The 25306-nt window shown below is 54.5% G+C and carries 27 protein-coding genes; 13 read left to right on the forward strand and 14 right to left on the reverse strand.

All coding sequences use genetic code 11. From position 1 onward, the window contains the following. Nucleotides 1–6 precede the first annotated feature (6 nt). Genes FHI25_RS05095 through FHI25_RS05105 form a run of 3 tightly spaced genes read right to left on the reverse strand, consistent with a single transcriptional unit; the run spans nucleotide 7 to nucleotide 3038 of the window. Nucleotides 7–1530, reverse strand: a complete 1524-nt coding sequence (locus FHI25_RS05095) for a tripartite tricarboxylate transporter permease (protein WP_210515675.1) — start codon at nucleotides 1528–1530, stop codon at nucleotides 7–9. Between the two features lie 15 nt (nucleotides 1531–1545). Next, complete coding sequence (locus FHI25_RS05100; RefSeq protein WP_210515677.1) at nucleotides 1546–2097, reverse strand: tripartite tricarboxylate transporter TctB family protein; 552 nt, start codon at nucleotides 2095–2097, stop codon at nucleotides 1546–1548. After that, nucleotides 2094–3038, reverse strand: a complete 945-nt coding sequence (locus FHI25_RS05105) for a tripartite tricarboxylate transporter substrate binding protein (RefSeq protein WP_210515679.1) — start codon at nucleotides 3036–3038, stop codon at nucleotides 2094–2096. The genes FHI25_RS05100 and FHI25_RS05105 overlap by 4 nt, the downstream gene beginning before the upstream one ends. A 211-nt stretch (nucleotides 3039–3249) precedes the next feature. On the opposite strand from FHI25_RS05105, the gene FHI25_RS05110 reads away from it, so the two are divergent. Then, a complete protein-coding gene (locus FHI25_RS05110; RefSeq protein WP_210515681.1) occupies nucleotides 3250–4083 on the forward strand; it encodes a sulfite exporter TauE/SafE family protein in 834 nt (277 codons plus the stop codon). A 152-nt stretch (nucleotides 4084–4235) separates the two neighbouring features. Next, complete coding sequence (locus FHI25_RS05115) at nucleotides 4236–4907, forward strand: FadR/GntR family transcriptional regulator (RefSeq protein ID WP_210515683.1); 672 nt, start codon at nucleotides 4236–4238, stop codon at nucleotides 4905–4907. Between the two features lie 22 nt (nucleotides 4908–4929). Here the strand turns inward: FHI25_RS05115 and FHI25_RS05120 are convergent, their stop codons facing one another. From FHI25_RS05120 to FHI25_RS05140, 5 genes are all read right to left on the reverse strand, one after another. Beyond that, complete coding sequence (locus tag FHI25_RS05120) at nucleotides 4930–5688, reverse strand: aspartate/glutamate racemase family protein (RefSeq protein WP_210515685.1); 759 nt, start codon at nucleotides 5686–5688, stop codon at nucleotides 4930–4932. Beyond that, a complete protein-coding gene (locus FHI25_RS05125; protein ID WP_210515687.1) occupies nucleotides 5685–6521 on the reverse strand; it encodes an ABC transporter permease in 837 nt (278 codons plus the stop codon). The genes FHI25_RS05120 and FHI25_RS05125 overlap by 4 nt, the downstream gene beginning before the upstream one ends. Before the next feature lie 2 nt (nucleotides 6522–6523). Further along, complete coding sequence (locus tag FHI25_RS05130; RefSeq protein ID WP_008888643.1) at nucleotides 6524–7381, reverse strand: ABC transporter permease; 858 nt, start codon at nucleotides 7379–7381, stop codon at nucleotides 6524–6526. Nucleotides 7382–7528: 147 nt separating this feature from the next. Next, nucleotides 7529–8845: a PotD/PotF family extracellular solute-binding protein gene (locus FHI25_RS05135; protein ID WP_210515690.1), complete on the reverse strand. Its 1317-nt coding sequence runs from the start codon at nucleotides 8843–8845 to the stop codon at nucleotides 7529–7531. A gap of 36 nt (nucleotides 8846–8881) precedes the next feature. Further along, nucleotides 8882–9967 (reverse strand): ABC transporter ATP-binding protein, encoded by a 1086-nt coding sequence (locus FHI25_RS05140; RefSeq protein WP_210515692.1) that lies wholly within the window; start codon nucleotides 9965–9967, stop codon nucleotides 8882–8884. Between the two features lie 307 nt (nucleotides 9968–10274). Here FHI25_RS05140 and FHI25_RS05145 point away from each other — a divergent pair, with 307 nt between their 5' ends. After that, complete coding sequence (locus FHI25_RS05145) at nucleotides 10275–11024, forward strand: GntR family transcriptional regulator (RefSeq protein WP_210515694.1); 750 nt, start codon at nucleotides 10275–10277, stop codon at nucleotides 11022–11024. Nucleotides 11025–11078: 54 nt separating this feature from the next. Here FHI25_RS05145 and FHI25_RS05150 read toward each other — a convergent pair whose 3' ends face one another. Next, on the reverse strand, nucleotides 11079–11528 hold the full coding sequence (locus FHI25_RS05150; RefSeq protein ID WP_210515696.1) for a PaaI family thioesterase: 450 nt from the start codon (nucleotides 11526–11528) through the stop codon (nucleotides 11079–11081). Nucleotides 11529–11840: 312 nt separating this feature from the next. Between FHI25_RS05150 and FHI25_RS05155 the strand changes: the two genes are divergently transcribed. Together FHI25_RS05155 and FHI25_RS05160 are read left to right on the forward strand one after the other, a co-directional pair. Continuing rightward, on the forward strand, nucleotides 11841–12017 hold the full coding sequence (locus FHI25_RS05155) for a hypothetical protein (protein WP_157097706.1): 177 nt from the start codon (nucleotides 11841–11843) through the stop codon (nucleotides 12015–12017). 103 nt (nucleotides 12018–12120) lie between these two features. After that, entirely contained in the window at nucleotides 12121–13053 is a 933-nt protein-coding gene (locus FHI25_RS05160; protein ID WP_210515698.1) for a LysR family transcriptional regulator, read from the forward strand. Nucleotides 13054–13062: 9 nt separating this feature from the next. Here the strand turns inward: FHI25_RS05160 and FHI25_RS05165 are convergent, their stop codons facing one another. Next, a complete protein-coding gene (locus FHI25_RS05165) occupies nucleotides 13063–13863 on the reverse strand; it encodes a CbiX/SirB N-terminal domain-containing protein (RefSeq protein WP_210515700.1) in 801 nt (266 codons plus the stop codon). Nucleotides 13864–13968: 105 nt separating this feature from the next. Then, a complete protein-coding gene (locus FHI25_RS05170; RefSeq protein ID WP_210515702.1) occupies nucleotides 13969–14880 on the reverse strand; it encodes a LysR family transcriptional regulator in 912 nt (303 codons plus the stop codon). Between the two features lie 141 nt (nucleotides 14881–15021). Here FHI25_RS05170 and FHI25_RS05175 point away from each other — a divergent pair, with 141 nt between their 5' ends. The 4 genes from FHI25_RS05175 to FHI25_RS05190 all read left to right on the forward strand — a co-directional run bounded on the left by FHI25_RS05175 (nucleotide 15022) and on the right by FHI25_RS05190 (nucleotide 18113). Beyond that, the gene (locus FHI25_RS05175; protein ID WP_008888651.1) at nucleotides 15022–15723 is read left to right on the forward strand and encodes a pirin family protein; all 702 of its coding nucleotides are present in this window, start codon (nucleotides 15022–15024) and stop codon (nucleotides 15721–15723) included. Nucleotides 15724–15762: 39 nt separating this feature from the next. After that, nucleotides 15763–16230 carry a DoxX family protein gene (locus tag FHI25_RS05180; RefSeq protein ID WP_210515704.1) on the forward strand — a complete coding sequence of 156 codons (468 nt, stop codon included), beginning with the start codon at nucleotides 15763–15765 and terminating at the stop codon, nucleotides 16228–16230. Nucleotides 16231–16388: 158 nt separating this feature from the next. Beyond that, nucleotides 16389–16862: a response regulator gene (locus tag FHI25_RS05185; protein ID WP_210515707.1), complete on the forward strand. Its 474-nt coding sequence runs from the start codon at nucleotides 16389–16391 to the stop codon at nucleotides 16860–16862. Between the two features lie 15 nt (nucleotides 16863–16877). Beyond that, entirely contained in the window at nucleotides 16878–18113 is a 1236-nt protein-coding gene (locus FHI25_RS05190) for a response regulator (RefSeq protein ID WP_210515709.1), read from the forward strand. Nucleotides 18114–18144: 31 nt separating this feature from the next. On the opposite strand, the gene FHI25_RS05195 is transcribed toward FHI25_RS05190, so the two are convergent. From FHI25_RS05195 to FHI25_RS05205, 3 genes are all read right to left on the reverse strand, one after another. Beyond that, nucleotides 18145–19665: an ATP-binding protein gene (locus FHI25_RS05195; RefSeq protein WP_246878903.1), complete on the reverse strand. Its 1521-nt coding sequence runs from the start codon at nucleotides 19663–19665 to the stop codon at nucleotides 18145–18147. Continuing rightward, on the reverse strand, nucleotides 19652–20131 hold the full coding sequence (locus tag FHI25_RS05200) for a molybdopterin-dependent oxidoreductase (protein WP_246878904.1): 480 nt from the start codon (nucleotides 20129–20131) through the stop codon (nucleotides 19652–19654). Before FHI25_RS05200 ends, FHI25_RS05195 begins: the two co-directional genes overlap by 14 nt. 89 nt (nucleotides 20132–20220) lie before the next feature. Continuing rightward, nucleotides 20221–21405, reverse strand: a complete 1185-nt coding sequence (locus FHI25_RS05205) for an EAL domain-containing protein (RefSeq protein ID WP_210515713.1) — start codon at nucleotides 21403–21405, stop codon at nucleotides 20221–20223. A gap of 152 nt (nucleotides 21406–21557) precedes the next feature. Between FHI25_RS05205 and FHI25_RS05210 the strand changes: the two genes are divergently transcribed. The 4 genes from FHI25_RS05210 to FHI25_RS05225 all read left to right on the forward strand — a co-directional run bounded on the left by FHI25_RS05210 (nucleotide 21558) and on the right by FHI25_RS05225 (nucleotide 25134). Continuing rightward, on the forward strand, nucleotides 21558–22526 hold the full coding sequence (locus FHI25_RS05210) for a response regulator (protein WP_210515715.1): 969 nt from the start codon (nucleotides 21558–21560) through the stop codon (nucleotides 22524–22526). A gap of 197 nt (nucleotides 22527–22723) precedes the next feature. Next, nucleotides 22724–23377, forward strand: a complete 654-nt coding sequence (locus FHI25_RS05215) for a sugar transferase (protein ID WP_210515717.1) — start codon at nucleotides 22724–22726, stop codon at nucleotides 23375–23377. After that, nucleotides 23377–24579, forward strand: a complete 1203-nt coding sequence (locus FHI25_RS05220) for an outer membrane beta-barrel protein (protein WP_210515719.1) — start codon at nucleotides 23377–23379, stop codon at nucleotides 24577–24579. Before FHI25_RS05215 ends, FHI25_RS05220 begins: the two co-directional genes overlap by 1 nt. Beyond that, entirely contained in the window at nucleotides 24580–25134 is a 555-nt protein-coding gene (locus FHI25_RS05225) for a polysaccharide biosynthesis/export family protein (protein WP_210515721.1), read from the forward strand. It begins immediately after the preceding gene. Nucleotides 25135–25306: the final 172 nt, after the last annotated feature.

Genomic DNA, 25306 nt, shown 5'->3' on the forward strand with positions numbered 1-25306 from the left:
TAATCCTTAATCGCCGTCTTGTTCATCGGTGGCAGGACGGTCTTTTTTGCGCATCTTCAGCACCGAACGGACACTGAAGATGACTGAAAGAAGGGCGGCCGCCAGCAGAATGGCGGAGATCGGACGGGTAAAGAACACCGTCCAGTCACCGTCACTCATCAGCGCGCGGCGCAGGTTGGTTTCGGCAATCGGTCCCAGAATGACACCCAGCACCAGCGGCGCCAGCGGATAATCAAGCGACTTCAATCCATAGCCGACAAGTCCAATCGCACCGAGCAGATAAAGATCCGTCACCCGGTTATTGAGCGCAAAGGCCCCGATCACACAACAGATCATGACAGTCGGCACGATGAACTGTTTGGGAATGTCGGTCACGCGCAGGAACAAACGCATCGACAGCACGCAAACCACCAGCATCATGAGCGACGCCACAACCATGGCAACGAACATGCCATAGGCCAGATCGGCATTGTCCATGATCAGACGCGGACCCACCGATATGCCATGCACCATAAGGGCCGCCATCAGAATGGCATCCACCGCCGATCCCGGAATACCCAGCGCAATCATCGGAATAAGACCACCACCGGCCGTGGCAGAGTTCCCGGCCTCGGACGCAATCACGCCATCGGGGTTGCCCTTCCCGAATTCATCGGGATTTTTGGAACTTCGCTTGGCCTGATCATAGGCCAGAAGGTTCGCGATTGAGCCGCCTGCACCCGGAAGAGCACCGATAAACACACCAATAAGTGATGAACGCACCAGATTGACCGGATGCATCAGAACTTCACGCATGACCGCCCAGGTCTTGAATTCGATGACATCGGGAATAAGCGCATCACTGCCCTTGCCTTTGCCGTGATCCTCAACTTCGCTCATCAACTGGCTGATGGCAAAAATACCGATCAGGACAACAAGAAACGGCAGGCCCGGCATCAAAAGATCACTGTCAAAGGTCAGACGCGGGCGACCCATCATCGGATCCGGGCCGATGGTCGCAAGGCCCAGACCAATCACCCCGGCAATCAAACCGCGCATCAGCGAATTGCCCACAAGGCTTGCGACAATGGTCAGCGCAAACACGATCAAAGAGAAATATTCCCAGGGCCCCAGTTTGACCGCCAAAAGCGCCAGCGGCGGGGCAGCGACAATCAGAACAATGGTGGAAATAACCGTCCCGAAGAACGATGACCACACACCAAGCGAAAGCGCACGTCCCGGTTCTCCGCCGCGCGCCATCGGATAGGCATCAAACGTGGTTGCGACTGAACTTGGTGTACCGGGAATCCCCAGAAGGGCTGCACTGATCAGCCCGCCGGTATAGCCGCCGACATAAACCGACAACATCACCGAAACACCTTGCAATGGATTCATCGCAAAGGTCAGTGGCAAGGTAAGGATAATCGCCATTGTCACGGTAAAGCCCGGAATGGCGGCTGCCACGATCCCGGCAATTGAACCGATCAGCATGTAGATCAAGGTGTCAAAGGCGAACACCTGATGGGCACCGGAAATAAATGCGTCCAACATGATCGTAAACTTTACTTAGGCCGCGAACAGTACGCCACGCGGAAGAAACACGTTAAAGACCTCGGCAAACAGGATGTTCAAACCAACCGAGAAAATCAGGGCGGCGATGATCGACTGTATGAGAGTCTTTTTCGAAATACCGGCAATCAAAAGCTGGGTAATCAACAGGAAGACAAAAGTTGCCAACGAGAACCCGGCAACCGGCAGCGCAAGCAGATAGACAACCAGCAAGCCAAAAATCGCAAATGAAATGCGACGCACCTTGACCCACTGACCGAATGCATGCGCAAAGCCATCAAGATGACCGGCCTTTCGGATATCAAGAACCGCACGCACAGACGCGATCAGGCACAAGACAGCCAGAACAGCAAAAACCAGTTTCGGGAACGATCCTGCGCCCAGCGGCTCCCATCGTGACGTCGGCAATTCTCCCGCCCGGATCGACAGATAAACCGATCCAAGTCCAAAAACGATATATGAAATCAGCCGTGCGACTTCAATTTTTGCACGCAAAGCAGCGGATGCCGATGCATCCGCTGCTGCTGATTTCCCGTTCGGGGTCGTCATCCTTCGAGCTTGCCGACCAGACGGTTGACCGTGTCGGACAACTTGCCGAGATAGGCCTTGTATTCTTCCTGACCAAGGAACATCGGCGAAGAACCAACATTGGTGACCTTGCTACGGACGTCTTCGCGCTGCATGACCTTTTCGAGATGCGCTTCGAGGGCATCTGCAATTTCCTGCGGCGTACCCTTCGGCAGAACAACACCGCGGGTCACCGCCAGATCAAGATCGTGGCCCAGCTCGCCAAAGGTCGGAACGTCCGGGGCTTCTTCGGTACGCTCGGGCATACCAACCGCAGCAAAGACCAGTTCACCGTTTTCAACAAACTGACCAGCCGAGGAAACGTCACCGATGGCAACGTCGATATTGCCGCCAACCAGCGCACGAATACGCTGACCGGTGCCTTCATACCCAACATAGGAGAATTCAATATCAAAGGCGTCTTCGATCATCGCCATGTGAAGATGCGGCACGCCTGCAAGGGTCACACCGGCACGCACGGCACCCGGGTTTTCCTTGGCATAGGCAACCATTTCCTCAAAGTTCGAGAAATTGTCGTTTTTCGAAAGCGTCAGATACTGCGGTGACGAAGTCACCAGCGCGATCGGCATGAAGCTGTCCCAGTTCAGGTCGGTAATGCCCGTCCCGTTGGAAATCAGAAGACCTTCATGAATCTGAGAAACGGTGTAGCCATCGGCCGGACGCTTGGCGAATTCAGCCAGACCCACATTGCCACCAACACCGGGCATATTGATGACCGGGACGGCTTTGCCGGTTTCTTCGGCCAGACCCTGGGCAACGATACGCATCAGCGTGTCACTGCCGCCACCCGGGCCCCACGGAACGATGAATTCGATTGGCTTTTCTGGATAGTCCTGCGCTTGCGCCGGGCATGCAATGGCCGCAGCCATCAAGCCGGCAGCAACAGCAATCTTGCGGAACATGTGTCTTGCCTCCTGATAACATTCCTGAAGATCGTTGAACCATTACTAATTTGGTTCAATCAAATTGTCGACACATTGTTGGCATTCACAACCCAATTTCGCAAGCGCAAAATTATATTTACCGGAAAACAAGGATTTTGTTGCACACAACGATCAAAGATGGATAGTACCACTTATTAATTGATATCATTATTGGTACGGATTGGTTCGAATGTTTGAAATGGATGGCGCCATGAGCCTCTATCTCGTCTGGGGCGCAGCCATGCTGTTTGCTGGCGTCCTTGGCGGGATCATGGCCGGGCTTCTCGGTGTTGGCGGCGGGATTGTGATTGTCCCGGTGCTTTATCATTTTCTGACCACCATGGGTGTCGATGAAAGCCTTCGCATGCAGGTCGCTGTCGCCACATCGCTGACCACAATCATTGCCACGGCAATCTCATCAACGCGCAGCCACTATAAAAAGGGCTCAGTCGATATTGCCCTGCTCAAACATTGGGGCCCGGCGATCATCGTCGGCGTGATCCTTGGCACCGCGATTGGCGGACTGGCCGATGGCCGGGTTCTGACCATCGTGTTTGCCGTTGTCGCCCTGATCGTGGCTGGCAACATGATCCTTGTGAAAGACCGCGAAACCAACGAAACCAAAAACCCGCCAAAATCCATCTGGGCGGTACTTGGGGTGATTGCCGGCAGTCTTTCGGCCATGATGGGAATTGGCGGCGGCACCATTTGCGTGCCGGTCCTGAATTTCCTTGGTTACGACATCCGCCGCGCGGTTGGCACCTCGGCCGCGATTGGCCTCATCATCGCCCTTCCCGGCACCATCGGCTATGCGATGTCGGGCATTGGTGTCGATGGTCGCCCGCCATTTTCAATCGGCTATGTCAATGTTCTGGCGGCGGCCCTGCTTATTCCGATGACCGTACTGTGTGCACCAATCGGGGCACGTATTGCCCACACCATTCCACGCCGGGCATTGCGAATGTGCTTTGGCCTGTTTCTGGCGATCACGTCTGCGCGGATGTTCTATGACCTTCTGAGCTAGGCGTCCTTGCAAACATCTGGGAACAAACAGGAATTGTATATGCTTGTTCTTAGATAAACCAATGGCTTACAATGATAGGTGCGCATTGGTTCGCCAATAGATACGCATCTGTAAACATCGATAGAAACGCCATAAAAAAATGACCAAAAACCATGACTGAATTCGCGACCCAGGCGCTGGCAGAAAAGCTTAAGACCGGCTTTGCACAGGGGAACTTTGTCAAGGACGGGCGAGTGATCGCCGAACGCACCCTTGCCGAACAGCTTGATGTCGGTCGGCGCGCGCTCCGCAAGGCGCTTGATCAGCTTGAATCCGAAGGCCTGATCTGGCGCCGTCAGGGTCAGGGCACCTTTGTTGGCACCCCGCCAACCCCGCGCCTGCGCAAGCTTGAAGGACTGGCCACCAAAACCAGCCCGTTTGAAATCATGGAAGTCCGTCAGGAAATCGAACCATCGATGGCCCGGTTCGCCGCCCTTCGCGCATCACAAGGCGATATCGACGCCATGCGCAGCATGGTCGAAAAGGCCGCCCGTGCGACCACACAGGCCGAATACGAAAAATGGGATGCCGCCTTTCATCAGCGCCTGGCCGAATCGGTCAAGAACACGCTGTTTCTGGCGGTGTTTGAGGCCGTCAATGCAGTCCGCCGCGAAGCAGCATGGGCACGCTTGCGCGAAAGCAGCCATTCAGACACATTGATCGAAGAACTCAGCACCCAGCATCGCGACATCATCAACGCGATTGAGCAACGCGACCCCAAACGCGCCGAAGACGCCATGCGCCGCCACCTGTCCGAGGTGGAACACGCGCTGAAACAAACCTGATTTTATGACAACCTGCTAGCGGTCAGCCCTGCGGCGCAAAGTCCGCAAACATGCCGTGGTACGCCTTAAGCGGCGGCTTGGCATAGGCACCGACCTTGCTTGTGCGAAGCCCCAGAAACGCCATGGCCTCGATCATCTTGACCGCGGCACTGACCCCGTCAATCACTGGCACGCATAACTCCTCGGTCAGGCGATCGGCGATATCGGTCATTCCTGCACAGCCCAGAACAATCGCCTCGGCATAATCATCAGCAAGGCAAATCTCCGCCTGCTTCTTAAGTGCGACGTACGCCGCCTTGGCATTGGCCCCTTCGAAATCCAGCGTTCTCACACCGGCGGCCCGGACGACACATTGCGATGATGCCCCGTATTTCGACACCAGATGTTCAAGCGGCCGGACCGAAACCGGCATTGGGGTAACAATCGCAAAGCGCGATGACACGGCGGCCGCCATACGCAGGGCCGCCTCGCACAGCCCCAGCACGGGCGCACCGGTCAGGCAGCGCGCAGCATCCACCCCGGTATCATCAAAGCACGCCACCACATAGCCGCCGATTGGGTCCGATTCCTGTTCGGGTGCAGCTTCAAGTTCGCGAATGACCGAGAGCAATCCGACACTGGCAAAGGCCTCGTCGTAATACCCCTCAATACTATCCGGGCCGAAAGTCGGGTTGAGCGCTAAAACCTGTGTTGTCGGCCCAACAATCCTTTGCGCCTGTTCACCCACCTTTTTGGTAAAGCCGGTCGACAAGTTGGGATTGATAACGGCAATGCGGCTCATGCTTTTTGTCCTTTGCGGCGGCGCATGATCGCAACCGTGCCCAATGCCAGTGCAATCACCAGGAAAGAGAACCCGGTGGTCACCGTGCCCAGTGCATAAAGTACCGGTGTGGTGACGTTGGTTGTCATGCCATAGATCTCAAGCGGCAGTGTATTGAGCGCACCGGCCGTCATCAGGGTGCGGGCAAATTCATCGTAGGACAGGGTGAACGAGAACATCGCAACCCCGATCAGGCTTGGCCCCACCATCGGCAAAACAACATACTGAATGGTTTGCCAGTTGCTTGCGCCCAGATCGCGCGCCGCTTCCTCATAAGACGGATCAAACCGGTTAAACACCGCAAACATGATCAGAAGACCGAACGGGAACGTCCATGTCAGATGCGCACCAAGGGCCGAGGTAAACCATTGCGGTTGCCTTTCAACAATATTGAACAGCAAACCGATCCCCAGCGAAATCAGGATCGACGGCACAATCAGGCTGGCAATCGCCAGATAGAAAATCACGCTGTCGCCCCGGAATCGCTTGCGGAAGGCAAGACCAGCCATGAACGAAACAACAACCGTCACCACCATGACAATCAGACCAAGTTTAAGCGACCGGCTGAACGATCCACCAAAATCACCTACGGCCTGTTGTTCAAACAGATTGCCAAACCAGTGGAACGAAAAGCCGTTCATTGGGAAGGTGAGACCGCCATTCTCGCCCTGGAAGGACAGAATGAAGATCGTCAGCATCGGACCATAAAGAAACAGCACGAACAGCGTAAAAAATGCCGCAAGGAAATAGAAGCTGGTCGGACGGCGTTCACGGGTTTTGGTTAACAATGCCATGATCACAGCTCCTTGCGGATATCAACGAGACGCAACAATGCAGTCACGATCAGCAAAACCGTGATCAGCAATACCACCGCACTGGCGGCTGCGGCCGGATATTGCAGAAGTCCGATTTCATTGGAAATCTGCAAACCGACCGAGGCACTTTGCCCGCCACTCATCAAACGGACCGTGATGAAATCGCCCATCACCACCGTGATGACAAAGATCGACCCGATGGCAATGCCGGGCTTGGACAGCGGGACGATGACGGATTTCAAGGTTTCGAACCCGCTGGCCCCGGCATCGCGCGCCGCCTCGATCAAGGACCGGTCAATGCGCATCATGGAATTGAAGATCGGCACCACCATGAACAGGGTGTAAAGGTGGACATCTGCCAACACGACTGCGAAATCGGAAAACAGAAGGAATTCAAGTGGCTGATCGACAATCCCCAGATTGATCAGGGCAGAGTTCAAAAGCCCGTTACGCCCAAGGAACGGGATCCACGAAATCATGCGAATGATGTTCGAGGTCCAGAACGGAATGGTGCACAGCATGAACAAAACGATCTGCCAGGTCAGACTGCGCACATGAAACGCCAGGAAATAGGCGACGGTAAACCCGATCAGCAGGGTGAAGACCCAAGTCAGAACGGCATATTTCAGGGTATTGAGATAGATGCTCCAGGTTACCGAGGAGCCCAACAGGTACTTGTAGTTCTCTAAAATGAAGTCCGGCAGGATACGATATTCGTCATAGTCCCAGAAACTGACCACAACAATGGTCAGAAGCGGGATGACAAGAAACACCGCAAAGATCAGCGCCATTGGCGAGATCAGGAAATAGGACGATCTTTTTGACGTATCAGAAGCCATGCTCTGTCCTTGAAACCCTGCCAGAAAACCAAAAAGTAAAAACGAATAAATGGGCCCGACATGCTGTCGGAAAATTGAAAACGTAAAATCAGAAAGTCGAGGTGACGGGCGCGACCAAAGCCGCGCCCACCAGATATCTGTCGCAGATTATGCTGCGATGAATTCGTTCCACTTGCGAACCATGTGCTTGTTCTCGTCCATGACAGAGTTCCAGCACGCGACCGAACCCATACGCTCTTCGTAGGAACCGCCATCGCGAACCGCACCAGCTTTTTCCATGACCTTGCCTTCCGGGGAAAGGATGTCGCCTTCGGCGGCTTTGCCTTCCATCCAGAAGCCCCACTCGTCTTCGGACATGAACTTCTTCGCGGTTTCCGGCGCTGCGCTGTAGTAACCCTGACGGTTAAGATACGCACCAACCCAGCCCGACAGGTACCAGTCGATATATTCGTAGGCTGCTTCAAGTTCGAGACCCGAAAGGTGCTTGGCAAGACCGATGCCGCCACCCCATGCACGATACCCTTCCTTAAGCGGCTGGTATTTGCAGGCGATGCCTTTGGAACGCACGGCCGCAACGGCCGGCGACCACATGGACTGAATGACAACTTCGCCAGATGCCATCAGGTTGACCGACTCATCGAAGCTCTTCCAGAAGGCGCGGAACTGGCCGGCTTTCTTGGCATCGATCATGACCGCGATGGTCTTGTCGATTTCTTCCTGGGACATGTTGCCCTTATCGCCATAGGTGACTTCGCCCATGGCTTCGCACACCATCGCCGCATCCATGATACCAATCGACGGAATGTTCAGGATCGATGCCTTGCCCTTGAATGCCGGATCAAGCAGATCGGCCCAGCTGGTGATTTCGCGATCAATCAGGTCGGGGCGAATACCAAGGGTATCTGCGTTATAAATGGTCGGGATCAGGGTCATCCACTGGGTCGGTGCAGATGCAAACTCGACACTGTCGGCACCTTCAACGAAGCCAACCGTATGCGGCGCGGTGCCTTGCGCGATTTCTGAATCCGGGGTCAGTTTGCCATCAATGAACAGCTTGGAGATGTACTGATAGTTTTTCAGCTTGGTGGTATCCATCGGCTGCATGGTGCCGGCCGGGAAGACCTTCTTACAGATCCAGTATTCGATATCGGCAATATCAAACGAGTTTGGCTGGGTCACAGCGCGCTGGGCAACCGCATCAGAATCAAGGGCAGTCATCTGAAGGGTAAAGCCAAGATCTTCTTTGACCTTGTCCGCAACGGCGTTGATGTTCGAAACACCGGTACCGAACTGACGGAGGGTAACGTCCTTGATGTTCTGCGCCCAGATGGTCGGGAAGCCGGTGATGGCGCCCGAACCTATGGCAGCTCCGGTTACAACCGCTGCACCCTTAACGAAGCCACGGCGCGAAACGCCGGTTTCCGTCTCGACTGTTTTCTTCGAAATTTTCTTTTCGATCGTCATGTGAAGCACTCCTGATAGCTTGTTGGTTTATTTCATTCAGGCCAGAACATGGGCATGTTCCGGCTTCCAATAGGCGATGAATTTGTCCAGTCGCCTGACCGGTGCCTGCCGAAATTCGCTTTCGGTCTTCATTAGGGTTATTTCCTTGCCGTCGGCTGTCGTTGCGACAATCCGAACCCACAGGCCGAGATACTCGACTGTGGTAATTTCGACAGGGATCTGACCGTTCTTGCTGTCTGCTGGTGGCGTTTCGTCCAGACCGATCAGGTCGGTACGAATGGTGAATTCGATGTCCTCGCCCGCCTTGCCGTCTGCAAAACCGGGCAGGAAGAAACTGTCCGGACCGCGCGCAAGCAACGTGCCTGCCGGACCGGATTCCGAAACGGTACCTTTGAAGATGTTCTGACCGCCCATGAAGTTCGCGATGAAGCGCGATTTGGGCTGGTTGAAGATTTCGTGCGGGGTGCCTTTCTGGCGAATGATCCCGTCTTCCATCACGACCACCATGTCCGAAAGCGCCAATGCCTCATCCTGGGCGTGGGTGACGTGAACAAAGGTAATGCCCAGTTCCTGCTGCAGACGGCGTAACTCATCACGCATACGCGCCCGCAGGAACGGATCAAGGGCCGAAAGCGGCTCATCAAGCAACAGCACGGACGGCTCGGTAATCAGGGAACGCGCCAAAGCAATACGCTGTTGCTGCCCGCCAGAGAGCTGGTCGGGCTTGCGATCTGCAAATTGCTCCATATGGACCCGGGCCAGCATCTCTTTGGCCCGATCTTTACGATCCGATGGGGAGACACCTTGCATCTTGAGGCCAAAGGCAACGTTCTCCGCACAGGTCATGTGCGGGAAAAGTGCGTAATTCTGAAACATCATTGCCGTGCCGCGTTTGACTGGCGGCAGTTCGGTCACATTGCGATCCCCGATCAAAAGATCGCCCTCGCTGATCACTTCATGACCGGCGATCATGCGCAGTGTAGTTGACTTGCCGCACCCCGACGGACCAATCAAACAGCAATACGCCCCTGCCGGAATTTGCAGATCAATCGATTTCACTGCCTGTGTGCTGCCGTAGAATTTACTAACAGCAATCAATTCAATGGCCCCGTTGCCCGTCATCCGCTCACCCGTCGCTGCATGCAAAATTGTTAACAATCATGTCAGCGATCTAAGGCAAGATGCGTGCCACTTGATTTCATTGGCAGTTTTTCAACGAGTCCCGCCAAACCGTCAAAACTGGCGCGTTTGTTAGGCTCCTCATTCTGCCCGTTTTATGTCCACTTTATGCATATTTATTAGTCACTGTTCATTATGTGCGAAAATTATAATCATCTTTGTCCCTGCACGGAAAATAAAGAACCATTTTATGTTGTGCAAATCGTCAACAATTTTGTAGAAATAGAGAACCACCCAACGAACATGAACGATGGAAAGTATCGTCGCGATGGCCAAGGCCGAACAGACCGGCAGCTATAAAGGCAGCGAAAAGCTGCGCCCGGAGGAAATGATCTATCACGAGATGCTCGACGCTATCCTGGATCGCCGTCTGGAGCCGGGCATGAAGCTCATCGAGGAAGATCTTGCCAAAACCTTCGGGGTCAGCCGTGCGCGCATCCGTGCAACTTTCCTGCAGCTCGCCCATGACAAGCTGATCAATCTGGTACCCAATCGCGGCGCCTTTGTCGCCGAACCGACCATTGACGAAGCGATCGAAGTCTTTTCCGCACGCCGCATGATCGAGGATGGCGTTGCCCGCAAGGTCACCACCAGCATGACCGCGGAACGCGCCGAACAGATCAAGGCGCATCTGGATCGCGAACATGATGCCCATCATCGCGGGGATCATCGCGCTGCCATCATTTTGTCGGGTGAATTCCACCTGTTGCTGGCACGACTTAGCGGCAATCTGGTGATCGAGGAATTCCTTGAACGCCTGATCCTGCGCACGTCGCTGATTATTGCCATGTATGAAAGCCCGCAGCCGGTCGATTGCTCCCACACGGAACATGACCAGTTGCTCAATGCCCTGCTTAGTGGTGATCCCGATGTCGCGGCGGCTGAAATGTCACGCCACCTTGATGCCATCCGCGATCGCCTGCAATTGCAGCGCCCCAAACCGGGCAAAACCGATTTTGCCAGCATCTTTGGCCGCATCCCGACCTCGGAAGCCAGCTAAAGCTCTTTGCGATTTCCGGTAACGAACGCCATTCGCTACGCGCGCATATTCCGTTCACGCATCACGCGGAACCCCGTTCGGATTCTCGCTACCGCGGTGATATTTGAACGTACCCGTCGATGTGCCGATCACATTACCATCCGCGTCATAGGCAGTTGCCTCGGTAAACACCACCTTGCGTCCGCCACCCTGTTTGCGGGCAACAACCCGGACCAAACCATCCCTCACCATCCCCAGGAAATTGGTGGTCAATGACAGGGTCAGGGATTTGCGCACATTGCCCGGCACAGGACAGAAACACACAGCATAGCCAGACGCCGTATCCATCAGGGTTGTCAGCACGCCACCATGCAGAATCCCGGCGCGGTTGCAGTGATGGTTTTGCACATCAAGTTCGACCACCGCGTGGTCTTCCGTCCATTCCACCAGTCGATAGCCAAGATGATCCTGCAATCCGCTGCCATGGGCCTGTTCATAGGCCAGATTATCGTGCGTGCCGGTCATGTATAAACCATCCCTGTCGTAAAACTCCCCAAGCTATAGCAGATATCGATAAGTGCCGAAAACCGCGATGATGCGCATGCCTTGGTTAGTCCCCGCACAGCTCACAACACAGTGCAAAACCGGCTGAAAAACCGTATCCCTTAATCGATGTTAGGCGATGCAACATGAAATAACGTTTTTACTTCAATACGATAACCACACCGTTCTCCAATCAAGAACGGGATAGCGGTGAAACGAGAATAGTCGTCCGAACCGGCTGTCGGTATATCTGCAATCACCCCAGACACAAACGGTTCTACAAGGATCAAAGCCATGACGACGATTGCTTACAAAGACACCACCAGCATCGAACGCGAAGTCCGTATCGGTTGGTTCACCAGCTTTGTTCGTGCCCTTCAGGTTGCCGTGATCATGAAAGCATCCCAGGCCAAAAACCACGCAGAACTGACTGCGGACTGGAACAAGGCATGGCGTCAGATTGAAGGTTAAGGCACCCGCCTTTCCTTATCGTTTGAGGATGGTGCGACGGTCCTTAAATCATCGCACCCTCAAACTTCTTGACGCTTCGGGTTGAACCACCGACAACGGTTCCATGCAAAAGTTTGATATCGTGACCATCCGGCTTTTTGTCGCCATCGTGCGCGCCGGAAGTATCAATGAAGCTGCCCGGCGCGAACATATCGCGACTTCGGCAGTCTCGCGCCGCATTGGCGAACTTGAAGCCATGTTGGGCGTCAAGCTTTTGCGCCGCCTGCCACGCGGGGTCGAACCGACCGAAGAAGGCACGATCTTTGCCCGTTATGGCGAAAAGCTTCTGGGCGATCTGAACCATCTTTCCAACGAATTGCGCGATTTCAACGCCGGTGAAAAGGGCAAGATCTATCTTGCCGCGGTCACTTCGGCGATTTTGACCGGCCTTCCATCGTTCCTGGCCGATTTTGAACGCGATTTCCCGCACATCACGGTCGATGTCCGTGAACTGACGTCGCGCGAAAGTGCCGACGCCGTCCGTGAAGGCCGCGCTGATCTGGCAATTCTGGCTGATAACAGCCCGCTTGGCGATCTATCCCATGATGTGTTCTGTGATGATCCGATCTGGGTTGTGACCCCCAAGGGGCATCCGCTGATCCCCAATACCGACAATCCAAAACCGGTGAAATTTTCCGAAGCCGCCAAATACGACATCATCTCGTTGCATGAAGGCGGCGTGATTGATGATCTGATTTCCGAGGCCGCATCGAAAATCAAACTCGACATGCATCCGCATATCAAGGTCGTCCGATTTGGCTCCTTGCGGCAGATGATTGCGGCGGGTCTTGGGATTGGCTTCCTGCGCAAAAGCTCGGTCGCGGGCTATATCGGGCATATGAACATCGCTGGCGCGCCGATTGCCGATGACTGGGCCAAACGCCAATTGTTGATTGCCCACGAAGGAAACGCCAATCTGACCAGTGCCGTGCGCCTGTTTCGTGATTATCTTCTGCGCAAGGCGGCGGAAACACAGTTCAAACCGGTTTTGGGTTGATCCTGCTCGTTAGGCAGAACGCTGTGCGCGTTCCGCCCAAAGGTCCTGTCCACTCGGCCCCAAGGGCACTGCCATGCCGCCAAAACGCGCCACATGACGTTCGGCTTCTGCCAGAACAAGACCCGGCAGTTCAGACCACTGCCCGATCGGTGCCAGCACCTTGACACGTTCATCTGATTTAACATCAAGCAGTTCAGGCAGATCCTCGCGCGCATGCGTTCCACCACCGGCAAGCATAGGCACAATAATCGCCTGCCTGTGGGCGGCGATGTCGCGCCAATCGCCAAGCGACGGTGATCCTTCGATATTGCCAATGCAGATTTCCGCGCCAACGCAAATCCGCCCCAGACGATCCGCAAGCCGGACTGTTTCGGGAAGCGGATCTGTCAGGGTTTTCAAGCCGTGCGGAACAAGAAAGACAGATGTTTCAGAAAGGCTCCAGCCACGATTGCGTGCTGATGCATGGACGTGCGCCGCAATCATTTCACAAAAACCCGGAAGGTTGATGGCCGGTGGCAGGATGACCGCATCGCCGAGCCCCGCCTCATGCAATTTGGCTGGCAGTTCTTCGAACACCAGATAGCCTTCACTGAAGAATAGCGGGAAAACAATCAGACGATTGGCATCAGCCGTTTCCTTAAGGATTTCAAGCTGATCACTGACAGAAGGTCGGCTTCGCATATATCCGTGGCTGACGCGGCCATTCCAGTCAGGTGCAATTGTCCGCGCAAGGTCCCCTGCCGGATCACCGCCATTACCGCTGTTGCCGTGGGACACCATCATGAGTGTCGGCATTTCGAAATGTGGCATGCATCTCACCATAGTCTGAATTGTCTAAAGCGTAGTTTGCTATACGCATCATGCAACCATCTGGATCGCCACACAGGCGAAAACCCCTGTTCTGCCGTGAAAATTTCATTGCACCAGATCCCATCGCGGCTGATCACCAAAGCGGTCCTGGATGAATTCAACCAGCAACCTGATACGCGCAGCAAGCTGACGGCTGGGCGGATACAAAAGATACAGGGACAGAGGAGCCGGCGCATAATCGCAAAGGACACTGACCAGTCGCCCGGTCTGCAATTCCGGCCCGGCGATAAATGTCGGTAACTCGGCAATGCCCAGCCCGGCAAGGGCCGCATCACGCAACACTTCCGCGTTGTTGCAGCAAAACACGCCATTGACCTGTACCGCGACCGGCCCGTCCGGACCGGTCATTTTCCAACGTGCCCCGGATGGCAGGTTGCCGTAATGCAAACAGGGCAACCGCGCCAGATCGCGAATATCGGTCGGTTCCCCATGCATTCGAATAAACTCGGGCGAGGCACACAGCACGCGACGCATCGGTACGATTTCATGATCGATCAGGGCAAGGGTTTCGGTCGGGCGGCTGATGCGCATCGTCATGTCAAACCCGTCTGCCACCGGATCAATAAAGTGATCATCAAGAGACAGTTCGACCCGGATATCGGGATAGGTCCGGGCAAAATCGACCAATGCCGGCCCCAGATGCAACGTGCCAAAGGACATTGGCGCATTGATCCGGATATCCCCGGTAGGATGATCGCGATGTTCGCGGATGGAGTCTTCTGCGTCCCCCAGATCGGACAGAATGGCTTTCGCCCGCTGATAAAAGGCCTGTCCGCTTGGCGTGACCGACACTTTGCGCGTTGTCCGGTTCAGCAACTGAACGCCAAGATCATCTTCAAGTGCCGCCACCGCGCGGTTAACCTGCGAACGTGATTGTCCGATCGCACGCGCCGCAGAGGCAAAACTTCCTTCTTCAACCGCGCGCACGAAACTCTTGAGGCTGGCCAGCTTGTCCATGATACGTCTTCCCGTTTATCGCCCCGGTCGGTTCATATTGTCGCACAATATGCAACACAATGGCGATAATTACACGAATTGTCTCCTCGATTGAAATGGGTATCCTGTCTTCAACAACAGACAACCTCACGGAGGTAGAAGATGCTTATTAAAGTTGATGCAGATACCCGCGGCCGTGCCCAGTTTGGCTGGCTTGATTCCAATCACACATTCTCGTTCGGGCATTACTATGATCCGAACCGCATGGGTTGGGGTCCGCTTCGTGTGATCAACGAAGACAGGGTCATTCCCGGTGCCGGTTTTGACACGCATGGTCACAAGGATATGGAAATCATTTCCTATGTTCTTGATGGCGCCCTTGAACACAAGGACAGCATCGGCACCGGATCAGTCATCCGTCCGGGCCGCCTGCAACGCATGACCGCCGGGACCGGTATCCGCCATTCGGAATACAACCATTCCAAAACCGATCCGGTGCATTTCCTGCAAATCTGGATCATCCCCGAAGCGGCCGGTCTGGAACCGGGTTACGAGGAAAAGGAAATCGCACGCCGCGATACCGGTTCCGGCCTGACCCTGATCGGCAGCCGCGATGGCCGCGAAGACTCGATCACCATTCATCAGAATGTCGATCTTTATGTCGCCCATCTCAGTGATGGCGAAAGTGCCCAGCACAAAATCGGCAAAGGCCGTATTGCCTGGGTACAGGTCGCCCGCGGCAGCCTGACGGTAAACGGTGAAACCCTTAATGCCGGTGATGGCGCTGCGATCAAGGATGAAGACGAACTTGTCTTCTCGGACGCGGATAACGCCGAGGCCCTTGTTTTTGACATGGCGGCCTGAAGCGCAAACCCCGCGTGCCCCATGGTTAGGAGAACGACCATGACTTCGTATAATGCAAACACCCGTTTGATCATCCCTGCCCTTGGCAATGTATGGTCAACCCTGCAACCGCTTTCGCCTGTCATTGTCCGTGTGACCACCGGCCTTCTGTTGGTGCCGCACGGTGCCCAGAAACTGTTTGGTGCCTTTGGCGGTTACGGACTTGAAGGAACCGCAGGCTGGCTGGAAAGCATCGGCTTTGTTCCGGGCTTCCTGTTTGCCCTTGCCATCGGCCTTCTTGAATTTGTCGGTGGCCTGTTGCTGACGATTGGCCTTCTGACCCGTCCGGTGGCAGCGGCAGTTCTTGTCTTCATGGCGATTGCAGTTTCAACCCATCTTCCAGCTGGCTACTTCTGGAACGAGGGTGGTTTTGAAATGCCGCTGATGTGGGGACTTCTTGCCCTGTCCGTGCTTATTCAGGGCGGGGGGAAATTCTCTGTCGATCACAAGATCGGCCGTGAATTCTGATCATACAGCCAAATGCGTGCGTATTTTCAACGGGCTGCCATAAGTGCAGCCCGTTTTTCGTTTGCTCCCCAAATGGGGATATTGCCCGTCCCGGAAAAGGGCGAAGATGGTGATCAAGCTAAAGATCCAACCATTGCAAAGCGATCCGGAACGAAGCCATGAACGTCGCGTCGCCCAGAAACAGTCAGAATGATATCGAAATCGCCGACGGTCTACGCCGGTGCAAAGGGGATAACGCATACCGCAAGCCGAATGCCGAAAAGCGTTTCCTCCTGGTCGATGACAGTATCGAAGTACGCTTCTCCGTTCGCCGTGTCCTGCGCAGTGCCGGTGCAACTCACATAGACGTCGCTGAAAACAGCGAAATCGCTTTGCAGATGTTGGCCCAGGCGGGCCGCAAAAAATCACCTTATGACGTGGTGATTCTTGATTATATGATGCCCGGTATGTCTGGCATCGAAATGCTTTATGAGATCGAGCGCCGTGAAATCAAGAATGCCGAAGGTACACGCAAAATCATGTTAACCGGTTTCTATGACGCCAAGGTGAATGAAGAAGCCAAATCTGTCGGCGCGACCTTCGTTCTGAGCAAACCCTGTGATGCCGCCAGCCTGTCGGCGGCAGTCGCCTAAACAACGTCAAAAGCAATGTCGCAAAACGCATCAATCATATTTGTTGATGATGACCGCAATGTTTTGCGGGGCCTGCGACGGCGCATGCTATCACGGTGTCCGAACTGGACGACGCGCTTTTACGAAAGTGCGGAACAGGCGTTGACCGCACTGGAAGAACAGCCTGCAGACGTCGTCATTTCCGACATGCGCATGCCATCCATGGACGGTGCAGAGTTCCTTCGAATCGTTGCAACACGCTGGCCGCAGACATCCCGCATTTTGTTGTCCGGCTATGCTGATGAAATCGCCATTCGGAATGGTGCTGCCGCGACCCATCATTTTTTGGCCAAACCCTGCACCGATAGCGACATCATCCACGCAGCCGAGCGCGGCCTGATCATGAACAGATATCTGCGCGACCCGTTTCTGGTTGATTTGCTTTCCAACGTTCCGGGCGATCTGATATGGCCAATAACCTTTCGTCGCCTGCATTCCATACTGCAATTCAGCGGTCCCAGCAGCCACACCGAACTTACTGATTTCGCAAATGATCACCCGGCGTTAACGAACCTTGTCCATGAGCTTGCCCATCGTGAGCAACTCATACCCGGGGACAGTCATCCTGACTTCATCAAGCTTCTTAAAATCTTGGGCATCGAAACCATCAAAGCACTGTGCGTGCTGTGGTGCGAACTGGGACAACCCAGCCAGTTTGATGGCGAGCGGATCGGTGTCGATCTTCATCGTCCCCTTGTCCTGGGTCAGATGGCGGCCGAGATCGCACGACTTCGCAACCTCGAACCGGAATCTGTCGATCAGATCCGTGCCGCTGCTCTTCTGTGTCACATCGGCGATATCTTCACTGCCCGCATTGTGCCTGAAAAACATGCAGCCAGCCGCCACCGTGCAGACGTAGATAATTGCGACATCATATCCGCTGAAATCAGTGAAATGGGCTTTGCCCACCCGGCTGTATCAGCGTGCCTGTGCGCCTGCTGGGGCTTTTCCCATCAGATCATTGAAAACATCGCGTTTCATCATCGTCCGGAATCGGCACCAACCGACAGGTCCGAAAGCTTGCTGATTGTCTATGCAGCACAGCATTTTGCGCGCAAGGCAGGTGTTGATGGTGTGACACGCGCACAAAAATATGACCTCGCGCGTGGATTTATCACCCGATGCGGTGCTGCGGCCGACTGGCAGCTCTGGGAACGCGCCTGCATTGGCAAGCACGTCCCGCTGGAAGCAACCAAGCCTCAAAATTTCTGAAACACGGCTTTCTGATCAAAAACCAGCCCGATTATCGAAGCAAACTATTGAGGTCACTTGGCCCTTCAAGGAGATCCGCGTTGGTGTCAGTGGCGGCGTTTTGATCGGGTTTCGGCAACCGGATGACAAATTCCGCCCCGTCGGTATAATCCGCGGACAAGGTCAGGTCCCCGTTGAAATCATCCTGAATTAGTTTGCGACAGATCGGCAATCCCTGACCGGTGCCAACACCCCGTTCCTTGGTGGTGAAGAAGTAATCAAAGATGCGTTCCCGGATATTTTCGGGAACGCCCGCGCCATTATCACGCAAGCGGATATAGACATTGTCTTCATCAGACGTCACCAGAAGATCGATGCGCCCGCGGCGCTGACCTGTTTCTCGGATGGCTTGTGACGCATTGACGATCAGGTTGATCAGCGCTTGCGACAAGTGGTTTCTGCGCCCGCTGACTTCGGTGACATCGGACTGCATGACAACGTCCAGATCGGCGATATGTTTGACTTGGTTGCGCGTCAGGGTAACGGCGGTATCGATTTCCTCTGTAATCGAAATCGGCTCCACGGCATCGGTCGTCGGATGGGCAAATTTGCGAATACCACGGACAATCTCGGCAATACGGTTCAGGCCCTGAATGCTCTCGTCAATCGCCATCGGGACTTCTTCGGTGATGAAGTCGATCTTGTCTTTATCAAGATTAAGCCGTGCCGGTTCATCGGGATTCTTGCGGTCAATCGCACCAACCAGATCGGCAAAACTGTCGGACAAGAATTCAAGATTGTTCTGGATATATTGTGCCGGCGTGTTGATTTCGTGCGCAACCCCGCCGGCCAAGGTACCAAGCGCATGCATCTTGGCGTAATCGGCGGCTTCCTCAATCACTTCCTGTTCCTGGCGCGCTTTTTGGGCGGCGATATCGGCAGCAAAAATCTTCTGGCGCTGGCGGATCATGAAAGTACCCAGCACTGCCATGACAATCACACCGACGAAAAACAGATAGGACAGGATCTGAATATCGGTTTTCACGACCGAGATATTGTTGGCGTTGTAAACCGAAACAAAGTTGGTTGTTCGTACCACCGCCTGTTGCAAGGAGTCGTTCATCGGCTCAAGCAAGCGATACAACGCTCTCAGCTTTTTCTCAGGATCGGTGATGGTCGCCAACGCCGCGTCGATCTTGTCGATCTGAAGTTCAAGCTGTTTGATTGTTTCGGCGACTTCCGGCACCGTAAACAGCACCTCAAACCCGTCACCATCACGCAGCAGATAGACACGACTGACCAGAATTTCATATTCCAGCAGGACGCGATCAACCACATCATCAGACAAACCAATCCGGCCGATTGCAGCCTCAATGTCACGCTGCACGACAAGGAACTGACGTTGCACCTGAAAAACCGCCCAGACGAAGTTTTCGCGGTACTTGAACCGCTCATCGTCAAGTTGGCGGACAATCTCAGTCGAAAGAACCCCGTAAAGCACGACAAACAGGACCAATGCGATAAAAATGGCCCTGCCTGACTGCTTGAACAGGAATGACTTAATTTGCTGCATCAACAGACTTTACCTGCCAGACGGAATAAGCCCAATAGGTATCAGTCTGAAACCGCTCATCGGCGTCATAGGGGAAGATGACCCAGAATGGTCCCTTTTCGCGAACTGACATTTCGGCATTGTTGAGGTGATAGGCCAGAATGGCACCATCGTTGCGCAAAACATCTGCAGGCACCATCACGCTATAGTCGTTGAGTGCTGAAACACGCACGGTTTCCGCTTTCAGACCATAACTGTCAAACAGCGTATCAAAAGCAACACCACGGAACTTCTGTACTCCGTTTGTCCACTGGGTCGAGGTATTGATCTCGGTGGCCTGCAGCTCCATCAGTTCCTCAAGCGAAACATGGACAGTTTCACCATCGATCCTGGTCATGGACAATGTGCCCCCCGCCAAAGACGGGGCGACATGAAATCCAATCAGTGCGATCACCATCGCAAACAGTTTAAGGGCGCTTTTCATCATTCTTTTCATGCTCCATCACACGATTATACACAGTGGTTGCCAGCAATTTTTTTTCAATGCCTGCACCGGGAATTTTGACGCGATTTCAATCAGCCAGATGCCTGAAGGGGTATGATTGCGGTTTCTTCCCACTCTTCGAGTGATACCGGTACACCAAGGTGGAAACCTTGCAGTTCTGTAATCCCGTATACCCGCAGCCTTTCGATCACACCGGGATTTTCGATACCCTTGGCGGAAATCGAAAGACCCATTTTCGAACAGACCTGTGCAATCCATTCAACAAAAGCATCATCGAGAAAATCTGTCATGGTGCCGCGCACCAAATCACGATCAAGCTTGATGCCGGCAAAGACTTCCTGACGCAGCAGATCAAGCGAATTGTTCCCCGAACCGAAATCATCAATCAGAAGCGCGATACCGCGTTCGCGCAAACGCGTGGCATTTGCCAGCATCTCAAGATCGTTGGACAGCAATTGGCGTTCGGGAATTTCATAGGACACGGTAACACCGCGCATCCGCATCTTTTCATAGAAGCGAATCAGCAGCTCAAAGAATTGCGGTGTCTTCAGAGAGAACAGCGACAAATTGACCGCAAGGTTGGCCTGATCGCCCATAAGCGCACGATAGCGCGGTGCCTGATCAATCATGATGGCCATCAACTGACTGCCAAGACGGTTGATCACCGGATTGTCCTGAGAGGCTTCGATGATCTCGTCAATGCCAAATTCCCTTTCAAGAGATGGCATGCGACACAGGACCTCTGCCCCGCACAGGCCAAGGTCGCTTGCACGAAAACGCGGTTGCAGGACGGTGTGAAAGTCTGCCCGGTCAATGGCGTTATTGACCATCAGGGCCGTTGGGCCCGAAGAAACCTTTTTAACCACCACGCCGGTATTGAGAATACGGTCAATCGCTTCCTTAAGGACGGCGACCGATACCGGCTTGGCCAGAACGCGTGTCACCATGGCCTGATTGATCGCCTCACGCAGCGACAGGCTGGAGACGTTACCAGACAACAACATCCGGTTGATGCCGGGTGCCATGCGCGCTGACTGTTTGAGAAAGGAAATACCGTCAATATTCGGCATCACCAGATCGGCAATGATCAGGTCGGTCCGGTCGCGGTATTGGGCCAGCCAATCCAGTGCAGCCTGCCCGTCTGTATGGGTGACGAATTCAAAGCACCCCGACAGGGTACGACGTACCGCAGCCAGCAACTTTTCATCATCATCGACCATCAGAATGACGGGCCGTTGTTTATCAACCTGATCCATAAATGGACATCTCCGGAACGCGATCAGCGCGGTAATCTTCTCAAGACAGCCCCGCCTAAATGCGTGCTATACAAATAGCGGAGCTTTGAACGTTCGCAGATTAGTGTCAGACTACCTTTCTCCAATATCCCCATTTGTGGAGGGCGCTTTTGATGACGGCCAAAAAGACGGTCCGGATTGCCTTTGTCGATGATGACGAAAATCTTCTGTCGTCCCATCGCCGCAATTTTGCCCGCCTGCGCCCAGACTGGGAGGGGGTCTTTGTCAATGACCCGATTGCCGCGCGTGACGCCATCATCGCCGATCCGGATATTTCGGCAGTCATCCTTGATATCCACATGCCGGGCATGACCGGCCTTGAACTTGCCGCCGAACTGCGCAAGGCCCGCAAGGAATTGATCATTGTGATGCTGACGGGATATGCCGATCTGCAATCAGCACTGCTGGCCGTCAATGAAATCGGCGTCTTTCGCTTCTATCCCAAGCCAACCATGCTTGAGACGATGCTGGATGACATCGAAACCGAGATTAAGAGTCGACTTGGCGAAATTGAAGATACGCTGCCCACCGAGTTTCTCGACCTGTTTGAGCTGGGCGTGATTGCGGTTGACGAGACCCTGACCATCTTGCATCTCAATTCACAGGGTGCCGAGGTTCTCAGGCGGTCCTCACTGGTGCGGTCCGGCCCACAGGGACGCCTGATCATTGACCCAAGCCCGGAAGGTCTGACGAAATTTCTTGTGCCGCCGGGCAAAACCGTTCCCCGCAGCCATCAGAGCTTCTCGCTTGAACGTGACGGTGAAAAGCTGTCGCTTCTTATTCGCCGGGTCCCCAAAAAAGTCGATGACAAACAAAGCTTCATGATCATTCTGGTCGACCCGGCCCAACAGCGCCCGCCAGCGGTTGACGATCTGATGGATCTGTTTGGCCTGACCCGATCCGAAGCCAAACTGACCCAAAAACTGGCCGAGGGGCTGGCCCTTGATCAGGCCGCAGAACTGGTCGGAATCTCGCATTCTTCGGCACGGACGTATCTTAAGACCATCTTCTCGAAAACCGGTGTGAACCGACAGCCGCAACTGATGAAAACGGTGCTTTCAAGTATTCCGTCCTTGCGCTAGCGCACTGTAAATTAGTGCTTAAACAACGTCATCCGACCAAAGACCCACACCATAAAAACTTGAAAACGCCGCCAATACATCTACCCTGAGTTAAGAAACATCAGGGTCTTGAATGCTGGGGTGGGGCACAGGAGTTGACTGGACATAGCGACACATCAGAACCGTCGTCAAAACCGTCCTGGGCCTGTCATCGGTCGATGTCCGACCATAACCGATCTGTCAAACGGGCATGCGATGTTCTGTTTGCCGGGATCGGGTTGCTGGTGCTTTTCCCTGTTCTGATGATCATTGCGGTCTTGCTGTTTGGATCTGGCTTTCACAATCCGCTGTTTTTGCAAAAACGGGTCGGCCTTGAGGGGCGGATCTTTGTCATTTTCAAGTTCCGGACTTTACGCGATCGCACCTGCCGCCCGCTTTCTGCACGCGGCCTGCGATTTGCAGAAACGCTCAGTTCCATTTTGCGTATCACCGGACTTGATGAATTGCCGCAATTCATCAATGTGCTGCGCGGCGATATGTCGCTGGTCGGGCCGCGGCCGCACAATCTTGTCGATCATCATCGATTTACCAAACGCATCCCCGATTACGCTGCCCGGCTTGCGATAAAGCCAGGCATGACCGGTTGGGCGCAAATTCAGGGCTGGCGCGGCCCGGTCTTCAGCGATGATCACTTGCAGGCGCGCGTTGCCTGCGATCTTGAATACATCCGCCGCCGAACACGTCTGCTTGATTGCGCCATTCTGATCCGCACGGTTGCCCTACCCTTCAGGACGCTGGCGCGTTATCGGTCGCAACACCAGTCCCAACGCGCACTCAAACCCTGTCTTGGTCGCGACCGGCGGCTGGTGTAATGCGTAAATTCGTGATGTCCGCCGCACTGCTCTGTGCAAATGTCGTGGCCCCCGCCGCCGCAATGGAAAATCCCGACGATGCTGGTGGCATTCGTCTTGGCCGAATTCTGGCAACCCCGTCGGTTGAGTTCGGCACGCGATATGACAGCAACATATTTCAAAGCGATGCCAATCCCACCGCAGATGTCGTCACAACCTTGACGCCACGCCTGACCGTGCAGGGCGACTGGCGGGTTTTTCGCCTGCATCTGGCAGCCGGCGGCGAGCTTGGCTTTTTTGCCGACTCATCCAGTGATGCCTATCAGGACCTTGAGCTCAGCACTGCGGGCAGTCTTGATCTCGGTGCGACATCCGTTGAAGGCGGGGTTCAGTTCAAGCGCGCCCACGACCCGCGCGGCAGCAACGATGTCCCGACCAGTGCCACAGAGCCCGTTATTTACCGTGATGTCAGCGCCCAGATTGGCGGTCGCCATATTACCAACGGCCTTCATTACGAATCACAGTTTGCACTTCGCCGTCTTGACTTTGACGATAGCACCGCGCGCAACGGATCGATCATCCGCAATGATGATCGTGATCGCCTTGAACTGCGCGAAACGCTGCGTGTTCTGTGGCCGCTTGATCTTGGTCGTGAGGCTTACGGCGAGGTCACGTTTAACCAGCGACAATATGACCGCACCCCCGATGATGGTGGACGCATCCGTGATTCTGCGGGGTATCAGATGCTGGGCGGCATTCGCCTTGATCTGACCGATCTGATCACGGCCGATCTGGCGGCGGGCTGGATGAACCAGACTTATGCCGACCCGGCCTTTGGCGATATCGGGGATTATACCTTGCGCGGCGATTTCGACTGGTCGGTCACCCGCCTCACCAATATCACGTTCAATGCCGCGCGTACCGTGCGCGAGACGACCCAGACCGGCGCCAGTGGCATTCTGGCCTTTGAGGCAGGAACGGGGATTTCCCATGAACTGCGGCGGCGACTGACCGTTTCACTCAGTGCGGACTATAGCGCAGAAACCTTCCAACAGACCACGCGGCGTGACAACACCAGTCGGTTCAGAGTTGGCATTCGCTATGAGCTTAATCGCCTTGCCCGGATCGAGGGTGGCCTCGCCTATGACCAGCGAAACTCAAACAGCGAGGGTGAGGATTATGAACGCCTGCAAAGCCACATTCGCCTCAAGTTGGAGATGTAAATGACAACACCAAAGCCACGCTTGTTCAATGGCTTGCGCACGGCCCTGATCACGCTGCTCGCCTTGATCGCAATGACGATGACGGCAACGGCACAGACCATCTATGTCATGGATAGCGGCGATACGGTGCGGGTCACGGTGTTTGGCGAACCGGATCTGTCGGGTGAGTTCAAGGTCGATGCCATGGGCCGGCTCAACCTTGCACTGATCGGCCCGATTGAGGTGCGCAACCTCACCCCGGATCAGGCACGCCAGAAAATCCATGACGCCTATCTCGATGGTTATTTGCGCCATCCCGATGTTGCGGTGGAGATCATCGCCTTTCGCCCGTTTTTCATCATGGGGGAAGTCAATCAACCGGGATCCTATGATTATGTTCCGGGCATGAATGTGCTTAATGCCATCGCAGTCGGCGGCGGGCTGACCTATCGCGGGGATGAAGATGACATCGAAATCCTGCGTGGTCATGACGCATCACGCGTCGTCATCCCGGCAACGCTCGCCACCATCGTCATGCCTGGCGACATCGTGCGTGTGACCGAAAGGTACTTCTAAATCACTGCAAAAGGGTAGCTTTCCAGCACAATCCACTGTGCATTTTCGTTCAAAACGTATGGGTTTTAGAACCGATCCATATATTGTCGGATTTTCCGCTGTTTTCTGGATCAACCATCTTTACCTGCGCCCGTTTTCCATGATGAAATCGCGCTCACGGCATCAACAGATG

Source organism: Thalassospira sp. ER-Se-21-Dark, from assembly GCF_017922435.1.
GTDB lineage: Bacteria > Pseudomonadota > Alphaproteobacteria > Rhodospirillales > Thalassospiraceae > Thalassospira.

Coding starts and splice junctions, on each gene's coding strand:
- FHI25_RS05095 (WP_210515675.1), bottom strand. CDS start 1,530: ATGTTGGACGCATTTATTTCCGGTGCCCATCAGGTGTTCGCCTTTGAC.
- FHI25_RS05100 (WP_210515677.1), bottom strand. CDS start 2,097: ATGACGACCCCGAACGGGAAATCAGCAGCAGCGGATGCATCGGCATCC.
- FHI25_RS05105 (WP_210515679.1), bottom strand. CDS start 3,038: ATGTTCCGCAAGATTGCTGTTGCTGCCGGCTTGATGGCTGCGGCCATT.
- FHI25_RS05110 (WP_210515681.1), top strand. CDS start 3,250: ATGTTTGAAATGGATGGCGCCATGAGCCTCTATCTCGTCTGGGGCGCA.
- FHI25_RS05115 (WP_210515683.1), top strand. CDS start 4,236: ATGACTGAATTCGCGACCCAGGCGCTGGCAGAAAAGCTTAAGACCGGC.
- FHI25_RS05120 (WP_210515685.1), bottom strand. CDS start 5,688: ATGAGCCGCATTGCCGTTATCAATCCCAACTTGTCGACCGGCTTTACC.
- FHI25_RS05125 (WP_210515687.1), bottom strand. CDS start 6,521: ATGGCATTGTTAACCAAAACCCGTGAACGCCGTCCGACCAGCTTCTAT.
- FHI25_RS05130 (WP_008888643.1), bottom strand. CDS start 7,381: ATGGCTTCTGATACGTCAAAAAGATCGTCCTATTTCCTGATCTCGCCA.
- FHI25_RS05135 (WP_210515690.1), bottom strand. CDS start 8,845: ATGACGATCGAAAAGAAAATTTCGAAGAAAACAGTCGAGACGGAAACC.
- FHI25_RS05140 (WP_210515692.1), bottom strand. CDS start 9,967: ATGACGGGCAACGGGGCCATTGAATTGATTGCTGTTAGTAAATTCTAC.
- FHI25_RS05145 (WP_210515694.1), top strand. CDS start 10,275: ATGGAAAGTATCGTCGCGATGGCCAAGGCCGAACAGACCGGCAGCTAT.
- FHI25_RS05150 (WP_210515696.1), bottom strand. CDS start 11,528: ATGACCGGCACGCACGATAATCTGGCCTATGAACAGGCCCATGGCAGC.
- FHI25_RS05155 (WP_157097706.1), top strand. CDS start 11,841: ATGACGACGATTGCTTACAAAGACACCACCAGCATCGAACGCGAAGTC.
- FHI25_RS05160 (WP_210515698.1), top strand. CDS start 12,121: ATGCAAAAGTTTGATATCGTGACCATCCGGCTTTTTGTCGCCATCGTG.
- FHI25_RS05165 (WP_210515700.1), bottom strand. CDS start 13,863: ATGCCACATTTCGAAATGCCGACACTCATGATGGTGTCCCACGGCAAC.
- FHI25_RS05170 (WP_210515702.1), bottom strand. CDS start 14,880: ATGGACAAGCTGGCCAGCCTCAAGAGTTTCGTGCGCGCGGTTGAAGAA.
- FHI25_RS05175 (WP_008888651.1), top strand. CDS start 15,022: ATGCTTATTAAAGTTGATGCAGATACCCGCGGCCGTGCCCAGTTTGGC.
- FHI25_RS05180 (WP_210515704.1), top strand. CDS start 15,763: ATGACTTCGTATAATGCAAACACCCGTTTGATCATCCCTGCCCTTGGC.
- FHI25_RS05185 (WP_210515707.1), top strand. CDS start 16,389: ATGAACGTCGCGTCGCCCAGAAACAGTCAGAATGATATCGAAATCGCC.
- FHI25_RS05190 (WP_210515709.1), top strand. CDS start 16,878: ATGTCGCAAAACGCATCAATCATATTTGTTGATGATGACCGCAATGTT.
- FHI25_RS05195 (WP_246878903.1), bottom strand. CDS start 19,665: ATGCAGCAAATTAAGTCATTCCTGTTCAAGCAGTCAGGCAGGGCCATT.
- FHI25_RS05200 (WP_246878904.1), bottom strand. CDS start 20,131: ATGATGAAAAGCGCCCTTAAACTGTTTGCGATGGTGATCGCACTGATT.
- FHI25_RS05205 (WP_210515713.1), bottom strand. CDS start 21,405: ATGGATCAGGTTGATAAACAACGGCCCGTCATTCTGATGGTCGATGAT.
- FHI25_RS05210 (WP_210515715.1), top strand. CDS start 21,558: ATGACGGCCAAAAAGACGGTCCGGATTGCCTTTGTCGATGATGACGAA.
- FHI25_RS05215 (WP_210515717.1), top strand. CDS start 22,724: ATGTCCGACCATAACCGATCTGTCAAACGGGCATGCGATGTTCTGTTT.
- FHI25_RS05220 (WP_210515719.1), top strand. CDS start 23,377: ATGCGTAAATTCGTGATGTCCGCCGCACTGCTCTGTGCAAATGTCGTG.
- FHI25_RS05225 (WP_210515721.1), top strand. CDS start 24,580: ATGACAACACCAAAGCCACGCTTGTTCAATGGCTTGCGCACGGCCCTG.